13 protein-coding genes, 4 tRNA genes and 1 pseudogene are annotated in these 19,313 nt (G+C 66.4%); 11 read left to right on the top strand and 7 right to left on the bottom strand.

Translation table 11 applies throughout. The annotated features are described in order from the left end of the window. Positions 1 to 5 precede the first annotated feature (5 nt). Entirely contained in the window at positions 6 to 815 is an 810-nt protein-coding gene (locus GPY60_RS06095; RefSeq protein ID WP_156686744.1) for a TIGR04255 family protein, read from the bottom strand. A 138-nt stretch (positions 816 to 953) separates the two neighbouring features. Next, positions 954 to 1,026: transfer RNA gene (locus GPY60_RS06090), tRNA-Lys, on the bottom strand. Between the two features lie 125 nt (positions 1,027 to 1,151). On the opposite strand from GPY60_RS06090, the gene GPY60_RS06085 reads away from it, so the two are divergent. The 3 genes from GPY60_RS06085 to GPY60_RS06075 all read left to right on the top strand — a co-directional run bounded on the left by GPY60_RS06085 (position 1,152) and on the right by GPY60_RS06075 (position 1,432). Continuing rightward, positions 1,152 to 1,224, top strand: a tRNA-Glu gene (locus tag GPY60_RS06085). 31 nt (positions 1,225 to 1,255) lie between these two features. Beyond that, positions 1,256 to 1,332 (top strand) — tRNA-Asp (locus GPY60_RS06080). Positions 1,333 to 1,358: 26 nt separating this feature from the next. Beyond that, a tRNA-Phe gene (locus GPY60_RS06075) sits at positions 1,359 to 1,432 on the top strand. 132 nt (positions 1,433 to 1,564) lie between these two features. On the opposite strand, the gene GPY60_RS06070 is transcribed toward GPY60_RS06075, so the two are convergent. Further along, positions 1,565 to 4,354 (bottom strand): helix-turn-helix transcriptional regulator, encoded by a 2,790-nt coding sequence (locus GPY60_RS06070; RefSeq protein ID WP_156686743.1) that lies wholly within the window; start codon positions 4,352 to 4,354, stop codon positions 1,565 to 1,567. A 409-nt stretch (positions 4,355 to 4,763) separates the two neighbouring features. Here GPY60_RS06070 and GPY60_RS06065 point away from each other — a divergent pair, with 409 nt between their 5' ends. The 3 genes from GPY60_RS06065 (at position 4,764) to GPY60_RS06055 (ending at position 8,439) form a co-directional block, all read left to right on the top strand. Further along, a complete protein-coding gene (locus GPY60_RS06065; protein ID WP_156686742.1) occupies positions 4,764 to 6,473 on the top strand; it encodes a PucR family transcriptional regulator in 1,710 nt (569 codons plus the stop codon). Positions 6,474 to 6,660: 187 nt separating this feature from the next. Next, positions 6,661 to 7,809 (top strand): zinc-dependent alcohol dehydrogenase, encoded by a 1,149-nt coding sequence (locus GPY60_RS06060; protein ID WP_156686741.1) that lies wholly within the window; start codon positions 6,661 to 6,663, stop codon positions 7,807 to 7,809. Between the two features lie 18 nt (positions 7,810 to 7,827). Continuing rightward, complete coding sequence (locus GPY60_RS06055; RefSeq protein WP_156686740.1) at positions 7,828 to 8,439, top strand: hypothetical protein; 612 nt, start codon at positions 7,828 to 7,830, stop codon at positions 8,437 to 8,439. A 338-nt stretch (positions 8,440 to 8,777) separates the two neighbouring features. On the opposite strand, the gene GPY60_RS06050 is transcribed toward GPY60_RS06055, so the two are convergent. Beyond that, positions 8,778 to 9,815, bottom strand: a complete 1,038-nt coding sequence (locus GPY60_RS06050; protein ID WP_156686739.1) for a hypothetical protein — start codon at positions 9,813 to 9,815, stop codon at positions 8,778 to 8,780. Next, positions 9,716 to 10,066 (bottom strand): DUF1931 family protein, encoded by a 351-nt coding sequence (locus tag GPY60_RS27675; protein WP_156686857.1) that lies wholly within the window; start codon positions 10,064 to 10,066, stop codon positions 9,716 to 9,718. The genes GPY60_RS06050 and GPY60_RS27675 overlap by 100 nt, the downstream gene beginning before the upstream one ends. Positions 10,067 to 10,416: 350 nt before the next feature. On the opposite strand from GPY60_RS27675, the gene GPY60_RS27410 reads away from it, so the two are divergent. From GPY60_RS27410 to GPY60_RS06030, 4 genes and pseudogenes are all read left to right on the top strand, one after another. After that, positions 10,417 to 11,037: a low temperature requirement protein A gene (locus GPY60_RS27410; RefSeq protein ID WP_255457210.1), complete on the top strand. Its 621-nt coding sequence runs from the start codon at positions 10,417 to 10,419 to the stop codon at positions 11,035 to 11,037. After that, entirely contained in the window at positions 10,931 to 11,575 is a 645-nt protein-coding gene (locus tag GPY60_RS27405) for a low temperature requirement protein A (RefSeq protein WP_370462659.1), read from the top strand. Before GPY60_RS27410 ends, GPY60_RS27405 begins: the two co-directional genes overlap by 107 nt. Before the next feature lie 109 nt (positions 11,576 to 11,684). Beyond that, positions 11,685 to 12,224, top strand: a pseudogene (locus tag GPY60_RS06035) (type 1 glutamine amidotransferase domain-containing protein); the annotation flags it as partial. 232 nt (positions 12,225 to 12,456) lie between these two features. Beyond that, the gene (locus GPY60_RS06030) at positions 12,457 to 15,003 is read left to right on the top strand and encodes an excinuclease ABC subunit UvrA (RefSeq protein WP_197283558.1); all 2,547 of its coding nucleotides are present in this window, start codon (positions 12,457 to 12,459) and stop codon (positions 15,001 to 15,003) included. Between the two features lie 25 nt (positions 15,004 to 15,028). On the opposite strand, the gene GPY60_RS06025 is transcribed toward GPY60_RS06030, so the two are convergent. Together GPY60_RS06025 and GPY60_RS06020 are read right to left on the bottom strand one after the other, a co-directional pair. Continuing rightward, entirely contained in the window at positions 15,029 to 16,030 is a 1,002-nt protein-coding gene (locus tag GPY60_RS06025) for a PE family protein (protein ID WP_156686736.1), read from the bottom strand. Between the two features lie 232 nt (positions 16,031 to 16,262). After that, positions 16,263 to 17,963, bottom strand: a complete 1,701-nt coding sequence (locus tag GPY60_RS06020) for a PE-PPE domain-containing protein (protein ID WP_156686735.1) — start codon at positions 17,961 to 17,963, stop codon at positions 16,263 to 16,265. Between the two features lie 622 nt (positions 17,964 to 18,585). On the opposite strand from GPY60_RS06020, the gene GPY60_RS06015 reads away from it, so the two are divergent. Beyond that, on the top strand, positions 18,586 to 19,313 hold a 728-nt coding region (locus tag GPY60_RS06015; RefSeq protein ID WP_156686734.1), incomplete at its 3' end, for a PE family protein.

Raw genomic sequence — 19,313 nt, 5'->3', positions numbered from 1 at the left:
GGGGCTCAGCGGCTGAGCAGGTCGTCCTTGAGCCGGCTGGTGAGCATGTCCTGGAACACGGCGCGGGCCGGCTCGTAGAGGTCCTGGAAGGTCACGAGCACAGAGTTGCGGTCGAACTCGGGGATCGAGCCCGTGGGCGTCCAGAAGCTGTCGATGTCCAGCAGGAAGAACGGGCCCTGCTCGACGGGCATGGTGCGGCGCAGGTGGTAGCTTGCGTCGAGCGCCTGGCCCATTCCGGGGCCGTAGCGCACGATCATCGACCGTCCCGGCTGCGTCTCGCGGTAGACCGCGGCCCCCTGCCATTCGGTGAGGGTGAGTCCGGCGGGTGCGATCTGCTGCGGGCCGAGCAGCGGTTCGGCGATCCAGTTGGCCCACTCGACGCGGCCGGCGACGCCGACCGGAACGTGGACCTCGAGGACGTAGCGCAGCCCGAGGCGCTCCACCCCGACGATGTCGGAGACCGAGGAGCGGGCATCGATGACCCGCATCACGACCTCGAGCAGTTGCTCGAAGGTGGTGTAGGCGGTGGTCTCGATGGTGATCGCCTGGCTCTTCATCGACGCGGCGAGCGTGTTGTCGCGGTTGACGTAGCGGACGAACCGCTCGGCCTGCGGTTGCGGGCTCCCGCCGGCGCCCATGCCCCAGGCCACGTCCTGGGCCTGGCGTTCGATCGGCAGATGGTCGGCGAGCAGGCGTCTGAGTTCGCCGCTCGACGACTCGGTCAGGGAATCCGTTGCCGGATGGCGAATTTCCATCGTGACCAGGGCTACTGGCGCCTTCGGGTAGGCCGCATCGACACTCACGCTGCGAAGCATAGCCATAGCCAAGCCGTTCGGCGGGCAAAGGGGGCACACTGCGCGGCGGCACAACTTCGCGCCGGGGACGCTCCCGGGTCGGCGGGTCCAGCCCACCGGTGATTCGTGCGGTGTCGACGGGGATGAGGAAGCTCTCGGTGCCCCCACCAGGGCTCGAACCTGGGACCTGCGGATTAAAAGTCCGTAGCTCTACCAACTGAGCTATAGGGGCGCGCGAAGATTCAGGATACTGGGTGGCTGAGGACGCTCGTTTGAGGATTCGGCCCGCGGTGACCTAAGCTGACTTGGCTCCCATCGGTCACCATGTGGCGAGTACCCCGGAGAGATTCGGTTCTGGCCCCCTTCGTCTAGCGGCCTAGGACGCCGCCCTTTCAAGGCGGTAGCGCGGGTTCGAATCCCGTAGGGGGTACGTGCGACGCGGTGACGCGGAGCAGCAGCAAGGCCCTGTGGCGCAGTTGGTTAGCGCGCCGCCCTGTCACGGCGGAGGTCGCGGGTTCGAGTCCCGTCAGGGTCGCCAGCACGGCGAGGCACTAGCTGCCTTCCGGCCAGGTAGCTCAGTCGGTACGAGCGTCCGCCTGAAAAGCGGAAGGTCGGCGGTTCGATCCCGCCCCTGGCCACTAAATATCGGTGCGACTACGGGCATTCTCAGCCCCAGTTGAGTCAGCCTTCACCGGGTTGGCGGCGGGGTGGTCGACTCGGGGCCGGGAGCTGGCGAAGGTCGTAGCTGTCAATCCGGCGCCGACGACGGCCTAGCTGGCCCATGACACGGTGCGAAGCTGCCGACGCGAAGTGATGCCGAGCTTGACGAACACCTTCCTGAGGTGCCATTCGACGGTGTGCGTGCTGATGAACAACTGCGCCCCGATCTCTTGGTTCGTCAGCCCGTCCGCCGCCAGCCGTGCGATCTGCGCCTCCTGGGCGGTCAGCCGATCCCCTGATCCGACCGATTGCTTGCGCACCTTCTCGCCAAGGGCCACCAGTTCCCGTCGAACCCGCTCCGCGAAAGCCTTTGCGCCCATTCGCGTGAACATCGAATGGGCCTCGGTGAGGTGTCGACGCGCATCGAGTCGCCGGTTGGCGCGGCGCAGACACTCCCCGTAACGCAGGTGCGTTCGAGCCAAATGCACGACGATTTTGGTGCGCTCCAAGCGTTCGATGGCTTCGGTGAACAGACTGTCGGCGGTTTGATCGTCGGCTAGCAAGGCTCGCGCACTCGCCAATACACCAAGGCCCCAATCGGTTTCGCTGGCGCCCGCGCGTTGTTCGAGCCGGCGGATCGCGTCGGCAGCCGTCTCCTGCTCGCCGGAGCGTGCCGCAGCTTCGATCAGTTCGATCAAGCACCATCCGTGGAAGCCGAGGTCCTCGTGTTCACATGCCTGGCGGGCGGCGACGAACGCGTCCTCGTATCGGCCGAGTCCGTTGTAGAGCACAGCGGCCGCATACCCCGCCAGTCCGAGCAGCCGGCCCTCGCCTCTGGCGGTGCCCTCGGAGGTGGCTGCCTCGATCAAGGGAACAGCGTCGGCCGTGATACCCCGCCAGGCAGCCAGAAGCAATGCGTCGTACTTCATCGGCGCGTAACCTGTCGCCGCGGTGATCGAGGCGGCCTCTTCGATAAGTGCTGCTGCCGTGGCGAATTCGCCTGCCAGTATGTGGGCTCTGGCCTGGTACGCGAGAGCTCGCGGGATGATTGCCAGTGCACCGGCGTCGCGAGTCTGCCGGACGATGTCCTTCGCCAATTGGTGGTAGATCGCGTCATCCCACAGTTCGGCTGCGAACGACTCCTGCACGACTGGGAAGGCCAGCGACATCCAGCGCAGCACCTGGCCATCGGTTCGATTCGTCTGGGCGCAGATGAGCTCCAGTGCTGCGCGCACGTGGTCACCGCTGTTGACATCGCCAATGATTCGGTTGGCCGCCCCGACCAACAGCAGGTCCATCGGTTCACGCGCGGCGGATTCGGGACCGGCCGCGGCACGGGCGGCCCTCGCCGCTTTCGCCAGTGCGTCGGGGTCTGAAAGTCGCCCGGCGTACATGCTCGCGGCGAGCGCCTCGAGGTAGGTCTCCCGGGCCAGTTCCGAGTCGAGCTCATCCAGGCACATGGCGGCCATGAGCAGTTGCGCCGCGGAGTGGGCGAGCGCGGGAGCGCCGGCAGCACTCCCACGATTACGGGCAAAATCCATCTGAGCGCGCAACCGAGCCACTTGGGCGCGTTGAAAGTCGGACAGCGGGCCCAGTTCGGCTATGGCGAGGAGGTCATAGGCGCCCTCAGGCGCGGCCGCGTCGCCCTTGGCCTGTGCGGCAGCGATTGCCCTGTCAGCGCGCCGGGCCGGGTCGAAGGTCAACGCGGTTGCGCGCTCCAAAAATGCTGCCGCCGCGGCGATTCCGCCCCTGCTCTGGGCGCGGCCGGCGGAGGCTTCCAATTCGGCGGCCACCTCGTCGTCGGGTCCTGCCGCGGCATTGGCGGCGTGCCATGCCCGCCGATCTGGGTCCGACTGAAAATCCGTCGCGTCGGCCAAAGCCTGGTGTATGGCTCTGCGATCAGTCAGATCAGCGGCGCGGTATGCGGCTGAGCGCACCAACGGGTGATGAAAGCGCATGCGCGGACCGAACTCGATCACGCCGGCGGCCTCTGCCGGCGCGAGCGCATCGACCGGGATGCCCAAAACGGCTGCCGCTCGCAGAAATAGCGCCGCATCGCCGACCGGCTCGGCTGCGGCGACGAGCAACAACCGTTGAGTCTCAGCGGGAAGTGACTTGATGCGCGCCACGAAGCCGTCCTCCAGCTGTCCTGCCGAGCGGCGTACGGCCAGATCCCCGAAGCCGCCGGAGAGCTCCGCAGCGGACAGATTCCGTGGCACCTCGAGCAGCGCGAGGGGAATCCCCCGCGTCTCGGCGACGATGCGGTCTCGTACCCGCTCGTCGATCCGGCCCGGCACCACGGAACTCAACAGCTCCCGGGCCTCGCCATCGGACAGCCCTTCGACTGTGAGTTCCGGCAGGCCGGCCAAAGCCTGGGCGCCGTCGTCGCGGGCCGCGAAGATCAATGCAACCGGCTCGGCCAGCAGGCGCCGCGCGACGAAGGCCAATGTCTGCACGGATACCTGATCGAGCCATTGCGCATCATCGATTGTGCAGATCAAGGCTTGATCGTTGGTGGTGGCAGCGATCAAGCTCAGCACCGCCAACCCGACCAGGAATCGGTCGGGTGCGGGTCCGACACCGCGGCCGAAAGCCACGTTGAGCGCCTCGCGCTGCGGTGGCGGCAGGTCGTCGAATCGATCCATCAGGGGCGCGCACAGCTGTTGCAGGCCGGCGAACGCGAGTTCCATGTCCGACTCGACGCCTGACACCTGGACGTGGCGGAACTCAGGGGCGAGCTCTACCGCGTAGCCCAGCAGGGCGGTTTTTCCGACGCCGGCTTCACCGCGCAGAACCAAAACCTCGTGGCTACCTGATCGGACCGTCGCGACCAGACCGCCCAGCCTCTCGCATTCGGCAGTGCGACCGTGCAGGCGTCCCCCCCGGCCCTGGCTCGACATAGCACCACCGCGTCTGATTCCGGCGGACCTCGCCATTGGTTTTCTCCGAATGACCTCCGGTCCGGACCTGATGGTAGCGCCCGCTGCAGCGCGATGCGCGGGTGCCGATCGGCGACCCTCGAGGCTGAGCGCGCGAAACGCTGCAGACCGACTTCGGTACACCGAATCTTAGCCGCGTGCCGCGGCGAGACCCCCGGCTAGGGTTGCAGGTTTGCAGCGGTACCGTCGCTGCTCCGACCCGGTCCGAACCGCCGCCCCACGGGTTTAGGCAGCTAAATCACGGGTAGACACGCGACTTACGGCCTCGCCGGGCTGGCTCCGAGTCGTTCGGAGCCGCGAATCGTCCGGTGGCCTACCGGCTCGGGGAGGTGTGCGACGCGCGATTGGAACGCCTTCCCTGTACTGACTGGTGCGGAATCTGGTTGAGACGCAAGGCGTCTACGGCAGTCGCAAATCCGTCATGAATGCCAACCCGACGATCGCTGACGATGACGGGCCCGCCGGCGGCCCGGGAGGTCTGGCGGAGCTGACCCGAATCAACTTTCATTCGTTGGACCACACGGACATCTTCGCGGTGGTGACCGAGGGGGCTGCGGCCCTGTGTACCTGCCGAGTCGAGGCAAGTTACTGCGCGATCGACGAGGGAATGAAGCTGTGCCCGCCCTCTCAACCCGAGCGCCCGGAACTGACTGACATACTCCAGCGGTCGAGCTGGGAGGGCAGGATTGACCTGCCGCGGGGAGGCTGGGCGTGGGCGTTCCTCCTATGCCACCGGGACGACGTACGAGGGTGCGTCGTGGTCTGCGCCAGCGCCGAGCCCACCCCGGAGCACATGTTGCTGCTGCAGCTGCTCGCGCAAAAGGCCGGTGCCGCGCTGGCATGCGCTGATTTGAATCAGCGGGAAGTTCGACGAGCTGCCCAACTCGCCGCGGCGAATGAGGTTCTCGCCGAAGCGGTGCACCGGCTGGAGTCCCGGGCGCATGCCCACGAGCGCCTGGAGGCGGCGCTGACCGCCGGCGAGGGCCAGCAAGGGATTGCCGACGCACTTCATCGATTGACGGGGCTTGCGGTCTGCGTCGAAGACCGGTTCGGGAACCTTGACGCGTGGGCCGGGCCCGAACGGCCGGTTCGGTATCCGAAGCCGAATCCTCGCCAGCGCGAACGGTTTCTGCGATCTCTGTCGACGGAGTCCGGGCCGGTGCGCTCAGGAGATCGCCTGTGGGTCTCGATTAAGCCGCACGCGGAGATGCTCGGTGCTGTCGCCCTCATCGACCCCCGAAATGAGGTTGACGAGGACCGGCTCTTCGCGCTCAGGTATTGCAGCAATGTGCTCGGACTCGAGTTGGCCCATCAGCGCAACCTCGCCGAGCTGCAGTTGAGTCTGTGCCGTGACCTGGTCGAGGATCTGCTGACCGGTGTCGACGAGGATGAGGCCTACGCACGTGCCCAGGCGCTGACTCATGACTTGCGCCGTCCGCACTACGCCGTGGTGATCCACAGCGGGCGCGGTGCCGACAATGCCGGCATTGTCGCCGCGGGCCGCGCCGCGGAGAACCTGCACATGAACTACCTGGCGGGCCGCAAGGGAGGGCTGGTTGTACTGCTCGTCGACAGTCATCCGGCTCCCGATGCACTCCACCGGGAACTCAGCAAGCAACTCGGAAACATCTCATGTGCGATTGGCATCGGATCGCGCTGTGACAATCCGAAAGATATTCCCCAGTCCTTCCTCAGAGCCCGTCGCGCGCTAAATGTCCGGCGGCACTCCGCCCACTCACACGGGGCGTCTGACTATGACGAACTCGGTTTCTACCACCTGGTCGATGCTGCGCACTCCGCCGGCGTCGTCGACGACTACCTGCGCCAATGGCTGGGACCGCTGATCGATTACGACGCCAGGAAGAACTCCGACCTGGCCCAAACCTTGAGCAGCTATCTCGAGTGCGGTGGTAATTACGACGAATCAGCCGCTGCATTGCATGTCCACCGCAGCACGTTGCGATATCGGCTCGGCCGCATCGCGGCCCTGACGGGTCTTGACCTGAAGGACGTTGACACGCGCTTCAACCTGCATGCCGCGACGCGCGCTTGGCTCTTCCTCAACCCCCCGAAATCGTAAGTGTGCATCGCGGCCAAACTATCCGGCGCCGCAACGTGCTTCAGCTTTCACGCGCATTCCTCGGTGACTCCGCTCATGTTCCGCGAGGACAACTTCGGTGCCCACTTTTGGTCCTCCTGGGTCAGTGTTCCGGTCGCCTGGCGCGGGTAACCCGGCCCCATCGTCACCCACGTCCAGGAGGAGCTTCATGCGCGCGATGACCTACCGCGGTCCCTACAAGGTCCGGGTCGAAGACAAGCCGATGCCGGCGATCGAGCATCCCAATGATGCGATCGTCAGGGTGCAGTTGGCCGCTATATGCGGTTCGGACCTGCACCTTTACCACGGCCTGATGCCGGACACCCGAGTCGGCCACACCTTCGGACACGAGTTCATTGGCGTGGTCGAGGAAGTGGGCTCCTCCGTCGAGAACTTGCAGCGCGGCGACCGGGTGATGGTGCCGTTCAACATCTTCTGCGGGTCGTGCTACTTCTGTGCCCGAGGGCTGTATTCGAACTGTCACAATGTCAATCCGAACGCCACCGCGGTGGGCGGAATCTACGGTTACTCACACACCTGCGGGGGATACGACGGCGGGCAGGCCGAGTACGTGCGGGTGCCCTTCGCCGACGTTGGCCCATCCCCGATTCCCGACTGGATGGACGATACGGACGCGCTGCTGTGCACCGACGCGCTGGCCACCGGATACTTCGGGGCTCAGCTCGGGGACATTGTCGAGGGCGATACCGTCGTCGTCTTCGGCGCCGGCCCGGTGGGCCTGTTCGCCGCGAAATCGTCGTGGTTGATGGGGGCCGCCCGCGTGATCGTGATCGACCACCTGGAGTACCGACTGAACAAGGCTCGCAGCTTCGCTCACGCCGAGACATACAACTTCACCGACTACGACGACATCGTGCTCGAGATGAAGAAGGCCACCGACTTCCTCGGTGCGGATGTGGCCATCGACGCTGTGGGGGCGGAGGCCGACGGAAACCTGTTGCAACACGTCACGGCGGCGAAGTTGAAGTTGCAGGGCGGCTCCCCGGTCGCCCTGAACTGGGCCATCGATTCGGTCCGGAAGGGGGGAACCATCTCTGTCATGGGCGCCTACGGCCCAATGTTCAGCGCGATCAAGTTCGGCGATGCCATGAACAAGGGTCTGACCATTCACACGAATCAGTGCCCGGTCAAACGGCAGTGGCCCCGGCTGTTCTCCCACATCAAGAACGGCTATCTGAAGCCGAGTGATATTGTGACACACCGGATCCCGCTCGAGCACATCGCAGAGGGGTATCACATTTTCTCATCCAAGCTCGACGACATCATCAAGCCGGTCGTACTTCCGCAGGCAAGCTGAACAGACAGGAGCAGGGAAATGACTCAGACAGAAGGGCTACCGGCCTACACCGAAGCACATCCGCCGACGCCGAGCAGCGACGAGTTGCGGGCACAGATCCCCGGTTGGGGTGCTGACCTCGACCCGAAGGACCGGCCGTCAAATCCCAAGCTGCGGCAGGACCTACCCACCGAAACGCACTGGGACTTCCCCGAGCGGCAACCCGAGAAGTGGCCGCGGGAGCGGTCTACAGAACACCGGTTCCTCACACCCGTGTTCGGCACGGCACAGCCGCCCAGCGGAATCTCCGGCATGCTGCGCAAATACGCCTACACATTCAGCGAGGGCCGTGCGGCACACTGGCTGATTCTGCTCTATGCGGATCGGGTGGACGCGGCCGAGCATCACCTGCGTTCGTTCTTGACCACGCGTCCCGACAATCCTGTGACGGAGACGGGAATCAAGAGCGAACTGACACATCACGGCATCACGTCGCGGTTGGGTCGCAAGCGGAGCGACCTGGCCCACATCTGGATGGATCCATTTATCGTGGCCGGCCCATGGATCCTGGGCGGCCAGGGCATCGCCTCCCTGGCGAGAAAAGCGTTGAAGGCCGCGGGTAGGAAAGGCGGCCGCGGCGGCAGACACTAGCCGATAGTTGTCGGAGCCTGCCGCAGCCGCCGGGGAGCATCGATTCAACCAGTAGGGGCTAACGGCGCCAACGCCCGGGCGGGACAACCGATCTCGGGAAACGGTAGGCGCGCCTTCGGCTCGCAGCTGCCAATTGCCGTCGTCAATCGGCCTCGGGGGGAAGGGGTCCTGAGGACGCCTGAGGACGCCGGTGTGAGGGTGGGGCGCTGTCGTCAGCGGCGGAAGGAATTCTCGGAATCGCAAATCCATTGCAGACGAATGGTTTGGCGATACCGGCGACCGGTGCCGTCGAGTGAGTCGGCTTGCGATGGAACCGACGCACCACGTGGGCAAGTGCGTCAGTCCGAGTTGTCGAATCGCTGGCGTTGCCGAATCCCATATGCCGCGGCCTTGACGGCCTCGTCGTCCTCCATCCCGGATCCCAGGGCACCGCCCAATGTCGCGACCGCAGACACCAGCCAGGCCATCAGCAACAAGGTTGACAGGCCGGCGGGGTGCCCGATGTTGTGGGCGACCAGTTGAGGCGGAAGCGTCCACCAGGCGGTCACCAGCAGCAGGATAAATAGGCCGATGTGGAGAATGGCGACGCCGATGGTCAGGGTGACGACGGTCGCTGTGTTGTACAACACTGCGCGTTCACGTTCGCCGGCCGACGGCGGCCGTTCCCATAAGTTGTGGTGGAGGATGAGCCACCCGATCATCGCTGCGCTCGCCAAGATCGTCGCCACGCTCAAACGCCACGGGCCCATCGTGTCGGACAACTGCCACATTGTCGGATATGCCAGGCTCACGGCCCCGGCGGCGAACGCCGCCATCAGCACCTTGGACAAACCAGCAGCCAATCGCCAGGGGCGGTTGGCGTAAACCATCCCCATCAGAAGGCGCAGACGTGACAGGGCGGTCGGCGCGACGTAGCGGACAACATCGTCGTCGTCCTGTGTCCGCCTCAGCCGCTTCATGGATCCGTGTTGCCTCCGCGACTGGCATGTCAGCTCGGTCACGACTGTCTGCGCCAGGTTCCGCACGCGGCGATCGATGAACACACCGCCGGCTCCAGGGATGGAAATCAGTCCGAACCGGTTATTCACGCTGATGTCAACGATCACCGGCGTCGTCCCGACACGTCTCGGTAGATCAGTCAGGTAGATAACGATGTCCTCGGGCTTGCCAGCCGGGTCAATGATGCGTAGCACGTCTGAGACTTCGGCATGCTCGTCGACCGGATAGGAGTCGCGTCGCACCGACACGTCCCACTTGCCATCTGCGGCATCGCCGTTCAACAGCGCACTCGGGAGCGAATCCGAAAGGCGTTCGGCGATCGCCGCCGGAGCACCGGGGTCGGCGATGAGCAAGATCGATGACGGAGCGCTTGGCATTGGTCCCCGGCATACCCGTACCCCACGCGGCCAAACGTCCGTGGTGAATTCATTGAGTTTGGCACGACATCGATCTGACTTGTCGAATCGCGCATTCGCTCCTGGACGCCCTCGGTTATCTGAAGGTATTGCGCCACAATGAGATGCGGACATTCGCGTGCGTTCGCCTGTGCCGAGATGTGACCCGCGATGGCAATGTCGTCGATCTGATCATTCACGTCTTGGGAACGACCTAGGTCGTTCCGGTCGATTGATGCTCGCGGCCGAGCGAAAGAACCACTCGATGCCCTCCCAAATCAGAACCGGCCAGGCAGGCTTAAGCCCAACATTGGCGGTGTCGTCGGCGGCACCCAACCGGACCCGCAGGCGCAACTTCGCCTTGCCGGTTCGGCCTGACAGGTCATGAGGCACCCGAAAACACGCGCCGAACATGTGGCGGTGGGACCAATCTGTCACGGCTGGCGAATTTTTCGGTTGACAGCAGTCTTTCGGGTTACCCCGGGTGGTGGTTGACCGCGTGTTGAGCGCGGCTCGCGGTCGATCGGTGCGCCCCTCGACGATTGCTCGCGGCGCGTTGATGCATGAAGGGGGAGTTCACGCCATGGGCGACGGCGATGACGATTCCGATCAGTCCCAGGGCCGACGCTCCGAGGGCAACCTCGAGTTGTTCTTCGACCTGGTGTTCACCTTCGCCATGTCTCAGGTCACGCTACTTGCGCTGCACGATCTCTCGCCGACGGGATTCGGCCGGGCCGCGCTGGCGCTGCTTGCGGTGTGGTGGCCCTGGGTGGGTTACACGTGGCTGATCAACACGTTCGACACCGCCAACGTGTGGCACGAAGCGGTAGTCATCGCCGCGATGGCTGCGATGTTGGTCGCCTCAGCAGCGCTTCCGACAGCGTTCGGGGCGGGCGCGCTGGTCTTCGCGATCGCCCTGCTGGTGGTTCGGTTGATCCACGGGGCGAAGTTCGTCTCGCTTTCTTCGCGCGCGGACGCCGCGCCGCGGCGGGGCACCCGTCGAATAGCGCCGGCATTCGTCGCCGCCCCCGCATGCATCGTGGCCGCCGCCTTCGTCGACTCGCCCGGCCGCGAACTGCTGTGGGTCGCCCGCGGCGCTGATCGACTACGGCGCACCGGGCATTCTCGGCCTGGGCGGATTCCGCGTCTCGCCGTCCTACTTCGTCTCGCGTCACGGCTCGATCATCATCATCGCGCTCGGTGAGGCGGTTGTGGAGTTGGGCGGAGCGGCAAAGGATCTCGGCCGATGGCAGGTCGTTGCTGCTCTGGTGCTGGGCGTGGCCGTCATGGCTACCTTCTGGTGGACCTACTTCGGTCTGGCGTCCGGAGCGCGGCAGCGGCTGGAGCAGGCCACCGGTACAGAACGGGCCCATCTTGCCCGTGATGCGTACAGCTACCTGCATCTACCGCTGGTCGCCGGCATCATGCTGTTCGCCGTCGGAGCGCATGCCACCATCGAGCACGCCACCGTCCCGCTGCCCTTGCTGCCCGCGGTCGCACTGGCCGGCGGCATGGCGTTGTTCTACTTCGCGGATGTCGCTTACCGATGGCGTGATCACCGGCAGGCCCCGCCCGATCGCACCATTACCGGAATGGCCGCCGCGGCGAGCCTGCCTGCCTTGTTGCACATGCCCGCCCTCGCGGCGCTCGGCTTGCTCGCCGGCATCGGGGTTTGCCGGTTGGTCTGGGAACTTTGGCGGCGTCCGCGGGTCGGTCCGGCTTTGGCGGGACAGGCGCGTTGAGCGAACCCCGCACTCGCGCAGATGAACACGTCGCGGTCGGTTGAGCAGCCAGCCGACGCGGAAGAAGGTAAACCGGCGCTTCGAGCGCCATCACGTGAGGGAGAGCAAGATGTCACAGGCACGACGACTTTCGGGCCGAAGAATCGCGGCACTGGCAGCCGACGGCTTCGAAAAAGTGGAACTGGTGGTTCCAATGCGCGCATTGCAATTGGCCGGCGCCAAGGTGGATGTCGTGTCGCTGCGACGTGGCCGCATCCGTGGGGTCAATCTGCATATGCCGGCGACCAGGGTCGGTGTGGACAAGCTCGTCACCGACGCCGACCCTGGTGAATACGACGGACTGCTGCTTCCAGGCGGCTTCATCAACCCCGACCTGTTGCGCCAGTCGGCGCCTGCCCGGGATTTCGTCCGCGCGTTCGACGACGCCGGGAAACCGATCGCCACGCTGTGCCACGGGCCGTGGGTGCTTGCGTCGGCAGGGTTGCTCACTAGGCGCACGTTGACATCGTGGCCGGGCATCCGCGACGACTTGGTGAACGCCGGCGGCACCTGGCTTGACCGCGAGGTTGTGCGTGACCGCAACCTCGTCACGAGCCGGGGGCCTCAGGACATGAGGGCGTTCTTGCCGGCGACGCTCGATATCTTCGCCGAGTCGGCGGATCAATCGCAGACGGTCACGAACCATAACGGCTCGGATCCGCAACTCGAAAAGCCGCTCGGCTGGGCGGTGTCGGCACTGCGCTGGTCACCGAAGCCCTCGGCGGCGGCGCTGACCAGCGTGGCCGCGGCGGCACTGGCGTCCCCGCTGCGGAGACGGGTTTCCATCAACAGCTAGACGAGCATGCTTGCGCGGCTGCAGCACGGGTATCCGTCAGAGCACGATGCCAGCAATGTCTGACCGGCGCACGGACGAACTCGACTCCTGCGTGCGCGTTTACGGGACGCAGGTTCACAACCTGCGGGGTGTCGACGTCGCGGCGCCCCGCGACGCGCTGGTGGCGTTCACCGGGATCTCCGGATCCGGCAAATCGTCGTTTGCCTTCGGGACCATCTATGCCGAGGCCCAGCGCCGCTATTTCGAATCGGTCGCCCCGTACGCCCGTCGGCTGCTGCTGCCGGCCGGCGCGCCGAAGGTCGATGACATCACCGGTCTACCGCCCGCCGTCGCTTTGCAGCAGCGCCGCGGTTCGGCGACGTCGCGGTCGACGGTCGGCACCGTCACTACCCTGTCGAACCTGCTGCGGATGCTGTTCTCCCGCGCCGGAACTTACCCACCGGGGACCACGGAACGACTGGACTCCGACGCGTTCTCCCCGAACACCGCGGTTGGGGCGTGCCCCGAATGCCACGGGTTGGGCCGGATCCATCGGGTGACCGAAGAGACACTGGTACCGGACCCTTCGCTGACCATCCGCGAAGGCGCCGTCGCCGCCTGGCCCGGCGCGTGGCAGGGTCAGAACCTGCGCGACATCCTGGTCACGCTGGGGTACGACATCGACAAGCCATGGCGGAAACTGCCCAAGCGGCAACGCAATTGGATCCTGTTCACCGATGAGCAGCCGACGGTCGAGATCAACCCGAGCCGGCACCCCGTCCAGGCCGACTACTACTACAACGGCACGTTCTCCAGTGCCGAACGCCACGTCCGCCACACGCTGGCCAACTCACACAGCGCGATGATGCGCCGGCGCGTGCTGCAGTTCGTCGACGCCGTGGAGTGCCCGGTATGCGACGGCTCCGGGCTGCGACCGGAGGCGCTGAGGGTGACATTCGCCGGCCGCACCATCGCCGACTACACGGGGATGCCGTTGGCCGACCTCGCGGACGCGTTGCGCCCGACGGCTTCTCGAACGGATGCCGTGGCCGCCTACGAGTCAACGGAATCCGGTGAGTTGACGGAGGTGGCGACGATGATCGCCGCCGACCTCGTCGCACGGCTGCAGGTACTCATCGATCTCGGCCTCGGCTATCTCACGCTGAGTCGACGCACCCCGACGGTGTCACCCGGCGAGTTGCAGCGATTGCGGCTGGCCACCCAACTGCGCGCCGGCTTGTTCGGCGTGCTTTACGTGCTCGACGAGCCGTCGGCCGGCCTGCACCCAGCGGACGCCGAACCGCTGCTCGACGTGCTCGATCGCCTGCGGCGCGCGGGCAATTCGTTGTTCGTGGTCGAGCACGACATGGACGTGGTGCGCCGTGCCGACTGGATCGTCGACGTCGGACCCGGGGCGGGAGAGCTTGGCGGGAATGTCCTCTACAGCGGGCCGGTGCCGGGCCTCGCCGACGTCGGGGAATCGATCACGCGCAGATACCTTTTCGACGAGGTCACTCCGCCGCCTCGCAGACCGCGAGCGCGCTCCGCGCAGCTGCGGCTGCGCGGGATCTGCTTCCACAACCTGCGGGATCTCGACGTAGACCTGCCACTTGGCGTGTACACCGCCGTCACCGGAGTGTCCGGGTCGGGCAAGTCGACGCTCGTCGTCAAGGTCCTCGGCGACGTCGTGAACAGCCATCTCGGCACCGGACGCGCAGCCGAGCCGGCCGCAACCGATGACGACGAAACCGACACTGAGGTCGTCGATCTCGATCACGATGCCAGCGTCGGCGTCACGGCGGAGGGTGTCGAGGAGATCAATCGGCTGGTGTCCGTCGACCAGCGCCCGATCGGACGCACCCCGCGCTCGACGCTGGCGACCTACACCGGCTTGTTCGACGCCGTGCGCCACGAATTCGCCGCGACCCCGAAGGCCCGTCGCCGCGGTTGGACGGCGGGTAGGTTTTCGTTCAACGTGGCCGAAGGCCGCTGCCCCACCTGTCAGGGCGAGGGGTTCGTGTCGGTCGAATTGTTGTTCCTGCCAGGCACATACGCCACCTGCCCGGCATGCCAAGGAGCGCGCTACTCCGACGAAACGCTCGAGGTGCGTTACCGCGATCGTACGATCGCCGACGTGCTCGCGATGACCGTCGACGAGGCCTCGGACTTTCTTGCCGACGTGACAAGGGCGGCGCGGAGCCTCACCACACTGCGGGAGGTCGGGCTGGGATATCTGCGTCTCGGACAGCCCGCGACCGAGCTGTCAGGTGGCGAGGCGCAACGGATCAAGCTCGCGTCCGAACTGCAGAGACCCCGCCGTGGCCATACCCTTTACGTCCTCGACGAGCCGACCACCGGGCTTCACCCCGCCGATGTCGATCTCCTCGATCGTCAGTTGCACCGCCTCGTCGACGCGGGCAACACCGTCGTCGTGGCCGAGCACGACATGCGGATGGTCGCGGGCGCGGACTGGGTGATCGACCTCGGCCCGGGGGCGGGCAGCAACGGCGGTCGGGTTGTCGCGGCGGGCGCGCCGGCGCAGGTGGCACGCGCGGAGCACAGCCGCACGGCGCCCTATTTGGCGAAACGGTTGGCGCCGCCCGCTATTCGATGATGCCCGGACACAGCAGTCAGCCGACTCAGATCAGGCTAAGGAGCGTCTGCCCCAGGAAGGGAAAGAAGCCGCTGGTGCTCCCGATCGGCAGATTGGTGACGCCGTCGACCTGGATAGTGACCGGCCCGTTCGTCACGTGGAACGTCGGCCACGATGCGGTTATCGGCTGAGGCGGCGCGAACACCCCCTCGAACGGAATGTTGAGCGTGCCAACCGGTCCGCCATACGCGCTGGTGTCGATCGGCACGCTGACCGTCGTACTTCCGACCGTCACCGCCTGCAAGTAGTTGGCCGGAGCGGTGACGCCCGTGATGGCGGCACCGAGCAGGTCGCCGCGGCGTATCTGGGAAAAGAATGTCTCGGTGCTGTTGAGGAGCGAGAGGTTGCCCGTGACCGTGGGGCCGGCGCCGGCGACCAGGAAGTTGATCAGCGTGGGGGCGTTGAGATTGGCCCCGGTGACTAGGACTTCCTCCGTCGCCGGGCCGAGGACGGCGACCGTCCCGTTCACGCTCAGGCTTGCTGTGCCGATCAATTGGTTGGTCGCGTTCGCGATACCCGAGAAGGGGCCGGTTGTGCCCAAAGTGGGGAAAGTTCCGCTGAGTGACACCGCAACATTCCCAAGCAGTGGGAGGTTGATGGATAGCGGCGGGATGGTGACGGTGTTGGCGGCCGAGGTGAGGGCGCCGGACGCCCCCGACACGGCCTGAAGCGGCGCCTCGACCGCATTCGTCAGCGCTTGCTGGACGTTGGCGGCTTCGGCGGCGACGTACTGGCCGGCCCCGGCGCTCAGGGCGCCGACGAATTCGTCGTGGAACGCTGCCGCCTGCGCCGCGACCGTCTGAAACTGCTGGCCGGCGCTGCCGAAGAAGGAACTCACCACCGCCGAGACCTCGTCGGCGGCCGGGGCGGCGATGGCCGTCGTCTGGGCCGCCGCCGCAGCGTGCGCGGCGCGCAGAGAAGAGCCGAGGTTCGCGAGGTCGCCGCTGGCCGCATTCACTACGTCCGGCGCGACATTCAGAAACGACATGGCACCCTCCCTTGGTTGAACAGCTCCCGAAACCGAACACCGAGCAAGGTCGACGCGGCGAAGCCTAGCACCGTTCGACACGTGAATAACAACGGAATCCGAAAAGGCTCTCAACCGGCCGAAACATGCTTTATCTACACCGTGCGCCGCGCAAAATTGATCGCGTCCAGACTTTCTCGCGCAACGGTTGTCGATCCTTTTGGAACCGACGACCGTTTAGCCTTTTCTGCGCTCAGAAACTCCCGTACGGCATCCCCGTCAGGATTGAATAACCCGCCTCACCGAGGACGGCGAGTTCCAGACCGCCGAGAAACGGAAGCAGTCCCACGTCGGCGGCTATGGGATTGCCGAATGCGTTGATGAGCCCCGTCACGGGCTGGCCATCGACCATCTGACCTATCCCGTCCAGGAACAGGTTGACGTCGTAGGACGGCAGGGAAACGAGGGCCGCGGTCGAAATGTCCGCTGTCGGAAGCAGTGTCGAGTAGGCCGTCGAGAACGCGGTCGTCCCGGCGCCGACGATCTGAGAGTTCGCCGTCTGCAGGGCCGCCAGGACGCCCGTGATGGACGGTGGGCTTGCGGGAAGCCCGGGCGCGCCCGTCCCCGACGAAAGCAATCCGACCACCTGCGACAGGTCCGGCAATTGCGGCGGCCCCTGGACGAGGAGGTCGTGGGCCGCGGCGGCGAATCCCTGCGGTACCCCGTTCGCGAGGGCCGGCCCGAGGGCGAGGGTGTCGCTGAGAGGTGGCAGGAATCCGAACGGCGTGGGCACGTTGGCCGGCCCGGTCGACCAGCCGACGTCCGGGCTGCCATATCCCCAGTTCACGAGCGGCGTCAACACCGGCTGCACCAGGTCGGCGATCGGGTTGCCGAGGTAGGGGATGTACCGGACCGGTTCCAGCAGCGGCAGGTTCTGCGTGGGGATCATGTAGTACGTCGTCATGGTGGGGCCCTGCGTCGGCAACACGGTCGCCGAGCCGATCTGTGTCGGCGTGAGGCTGTCGTAGCCCGTGTGCACGGTGACCATGCCCGCGATGGCGTTCAGGTCGGAGAAGACATCGATCGGGTACTGCGGGAAGTCGGCCCACCCGTCGTATTCGATGGTGTAGGCCTTGGTCAGGAAATCATTGGCGGGAGCGGCGCCGAGCGTGGAAAGCCCGAGCGTCGGAAGGCTCAGGCCGGGGAACCGCGCGTCCCATCCGCCGTTGGGATTCATCGAATTCCCCAGCAGCACAAAATCGATGGGCAATTTGCTCGGTGTGCCGGTCGGATCCAGAAATCCCATTTCCAGCGACGCGATGTTGGCGCTCTGCGAATAGCCGACGACGTTCACGGCGTAACCCGCGGCGAGTTGCTGGTGGATCGCGTTGTCCAGGATCGTCAAGCCGCGGGCGATCGAGATGTTCTGCTGCAGATCCTTGATGCCGCTGTCCGGATACTCCCCGGCCGGCAGGGCGAGTGCCTGGACGAGGCCGGCGGGAAAGTTCGGCGTGACGTATTTGGCGACGATGTTGGCCACGAAATCCGGGGGAGGGATCGGCATTCCGCTGCCGCCCATCACCAACGTGACGTACGGGTTCGGAAAGGCCGGCGCCGTCAGTGCGGAAAGGGCGGGGCCACCGGTCGCGGGACTGCCCGCGAGGGCGGCCAGGTTGGCGGCCTCGGCGCCGGTGTAGGCGTTGCCGGCGGCGGCGAGCGCCCGGGCGAAGTCTGCCTGCCATAGCGCCGCCTGTCCGAGCAGTCCCCGCCAATCCTGGGCGTAGGCATCGAACACGGAGGCGACGGCGGTCGACACCTCGTCGGCGGCCGCGGCGGCGACGCCGGTCGTGGTGCGCGCCGCGGCGGCGCTGGCCTCGTCGATCGTTGTGCCGATCGCCGCGAGATCCGCCGCGGCCGTCGCCATCCCCTGCGGCTGCGCATTCACATACGTCATGGACCGAACCCCCCCGGCCACGACGAGCCCCCTGCGGGTCGAACCGGTCCCGAGTGGCCATCGTTGGCCGGCACCCGGCCCAGCATAGAGGTTGCGGTCGGGAACGACAGGGGGTCCATCGTCGGCGCCGGACGCGTTGATCGGCGACCGCGACCTGCTGACCCGGCCGCGATTCTGGGTATCCGAGGCGTTTGCTGGTGGTTGACGCCCCAGGGGGCATCCTGGTGGGTTGGTGCCTCAGCCCGCAGCGCCGGCCGACCACTCGTGCGTGGGCACGTCTTCATCGACGGCGACCGAGCGCGTACGTCCGGTTCATTGACCGCGCGTGCCCCGGGCTCGCCAAGGTGCACTTGCTGACCACGGACGCGCGGTGCCACTTGGCCGGCAGGGCTGGGCTTCCCCCGCGGCGTAACCCGCAACCGGCTGCGCGACAGACATATTGGCAATCTCAACCTGTGGCCTCCGATGCGGTGAAAATAGCCGGAGTTGGCGACCGGCTTGCCCGTGAACCGACGCGGACCCCGGAAAACGATCGACGATCCGGCGCTAGTCGCCGCGCATGTTTGGCGCATGTCTAATAAGGTCGTGCGTGCCATCGCGAGCCGATTGTTCGGAGGTATCCATGTCCTTTATTGTCGCGATGCCGGAGGAGTTCGCTCCAGCTTCTTCTGAGCTCACCGGTCTGGGGTTGGCGGTTCGCCAGGCGCACAGGGCCGCGGTGAATGCGACCACGCAGATTGTCCCGGCGGCCGGCGATGAGGTGTCAGCCGCCGTGTCGGCGCTCTTCGGAAATTTCGCGCAGGAATATTACGGTCTGAGCGCACAGGGAATTCGGTTCCACGACCAGTTCGTGCGGGCGTTGAGCGGGGGAGGTTTGGCCTATGCGGCCACCGAAGCCGAGAGCGCCCCGCCACTGCAAGCCCTGCAACAGAACATATTGGCAGCAATCAATGCGCCCGCTGAATCTCTCTTGGGGCGGCCGCTGATCGGAAATGGCATGGATGGCGCGCCGGGGAGCGGGCAGGCCGGCGGCCCTGGGGGATTGTTGTTCGGCAACGGCGGTCGCGGCGGGTCCGGCGCGCCGGGCCAGCCCGGTGGCCCCGGCGGGCCCGCGGGCCTCTTCGGCGACGGCGGCCCGGGTGGTGACGGGGGCGCCGCTGTCGCGTCGGGTGGCACCGGCGGCAGCGGCGGCGCCGGGGGTGCCGGCGGCTTTGTGGGCGGTAATGGCGGGGGCGGGGGGGGCGGCGGTGTCGGCGGCCCCCCCCGGGGGGGGGTGGGGGCCCGCGGCCGGGGGGGCGGGGGGGGTGGGGGGGGCCGGCGGGGGGCTGGTGGGGGGGGCCGGGGGGGCGG

The sequence above is a fragment of the Mycobacterium sp. Marseille-P9652 genome (assembly GCF_902652685.1).
Lineage (GTDB): Bacteria > Actinomycetota > Actinomycetes > Mycobacteriales > Mycobacteriaceae > Mycobacterium.
The sequence above is the reverse complement of the archived record's forward strand: the minus strand, read 5'-3'. Positions and strand labels throughout refer to the sequence as shown.

Coding starts and splice junctions, on each gene's coding strand:
- GPY60_RS06070 (WP_156686743.1), bottom strand. CDS start 4,354: ATGTCGAGCCAGGGCCGGGGGGGACGCCTGCACGGTCGCACTGCCGAA.
- GPY60_RS27410 (WP_255457210.1), top strand. CDS start 10,417: ATGGGCGACGGCGATGACGATTCCGATCAGTCCCAGGGCCGACGCTCC.
- GPY60_RS06025 (WP_156686736.1), bottom strand. CDS start 16,030: ATGTCGTTTCTGAATGTCGCGCCGGACGTAGTGAATGCGGCCAGCGGC.
- GPY60_RS06055 (WP_156686740.1), top strand. CDS start 7,828: ATGACTCAGACAGAAGGGCTACCGGCCTACACCGAAGCACATCCGCCG.
- GPY60_RS06020 (WP_156686735.1), bottom strand. CDS start 17,963: ATGACGTATGTGAATGCGCAGCCGCAGGGGATGGCGACGGCCGCGGCG.
- GPY60_RS06050 (WP_156686739.1), bottom strand. CDS start 9,815: ATGCCAAGCGCTCCGTCATCGATCTTGCTCATCGCCGACCCCGGTGCT.
- GPY60_RS06030 (WP_197283558.1), top strand. CDS start 12,457: ATGCCAGCAATGTCTGACCGGCGCACGGACGAACTCGACTCCTGCGTG.
- GPY60_RS06095 (WP_156686744.1), bottom strand. CDS start 815: ATGCTTCGCAGCGTGAGTGTCGATGCGGCCTACCCGAAGGCGCCAGTA.
- GPY60_RS06060 (WP_156686741.1), top strand. CDS start 6,661: ATGCGCGCGATGACCTACCGCGGTCCCTACAAGGTCCGGGTCGAAGAC.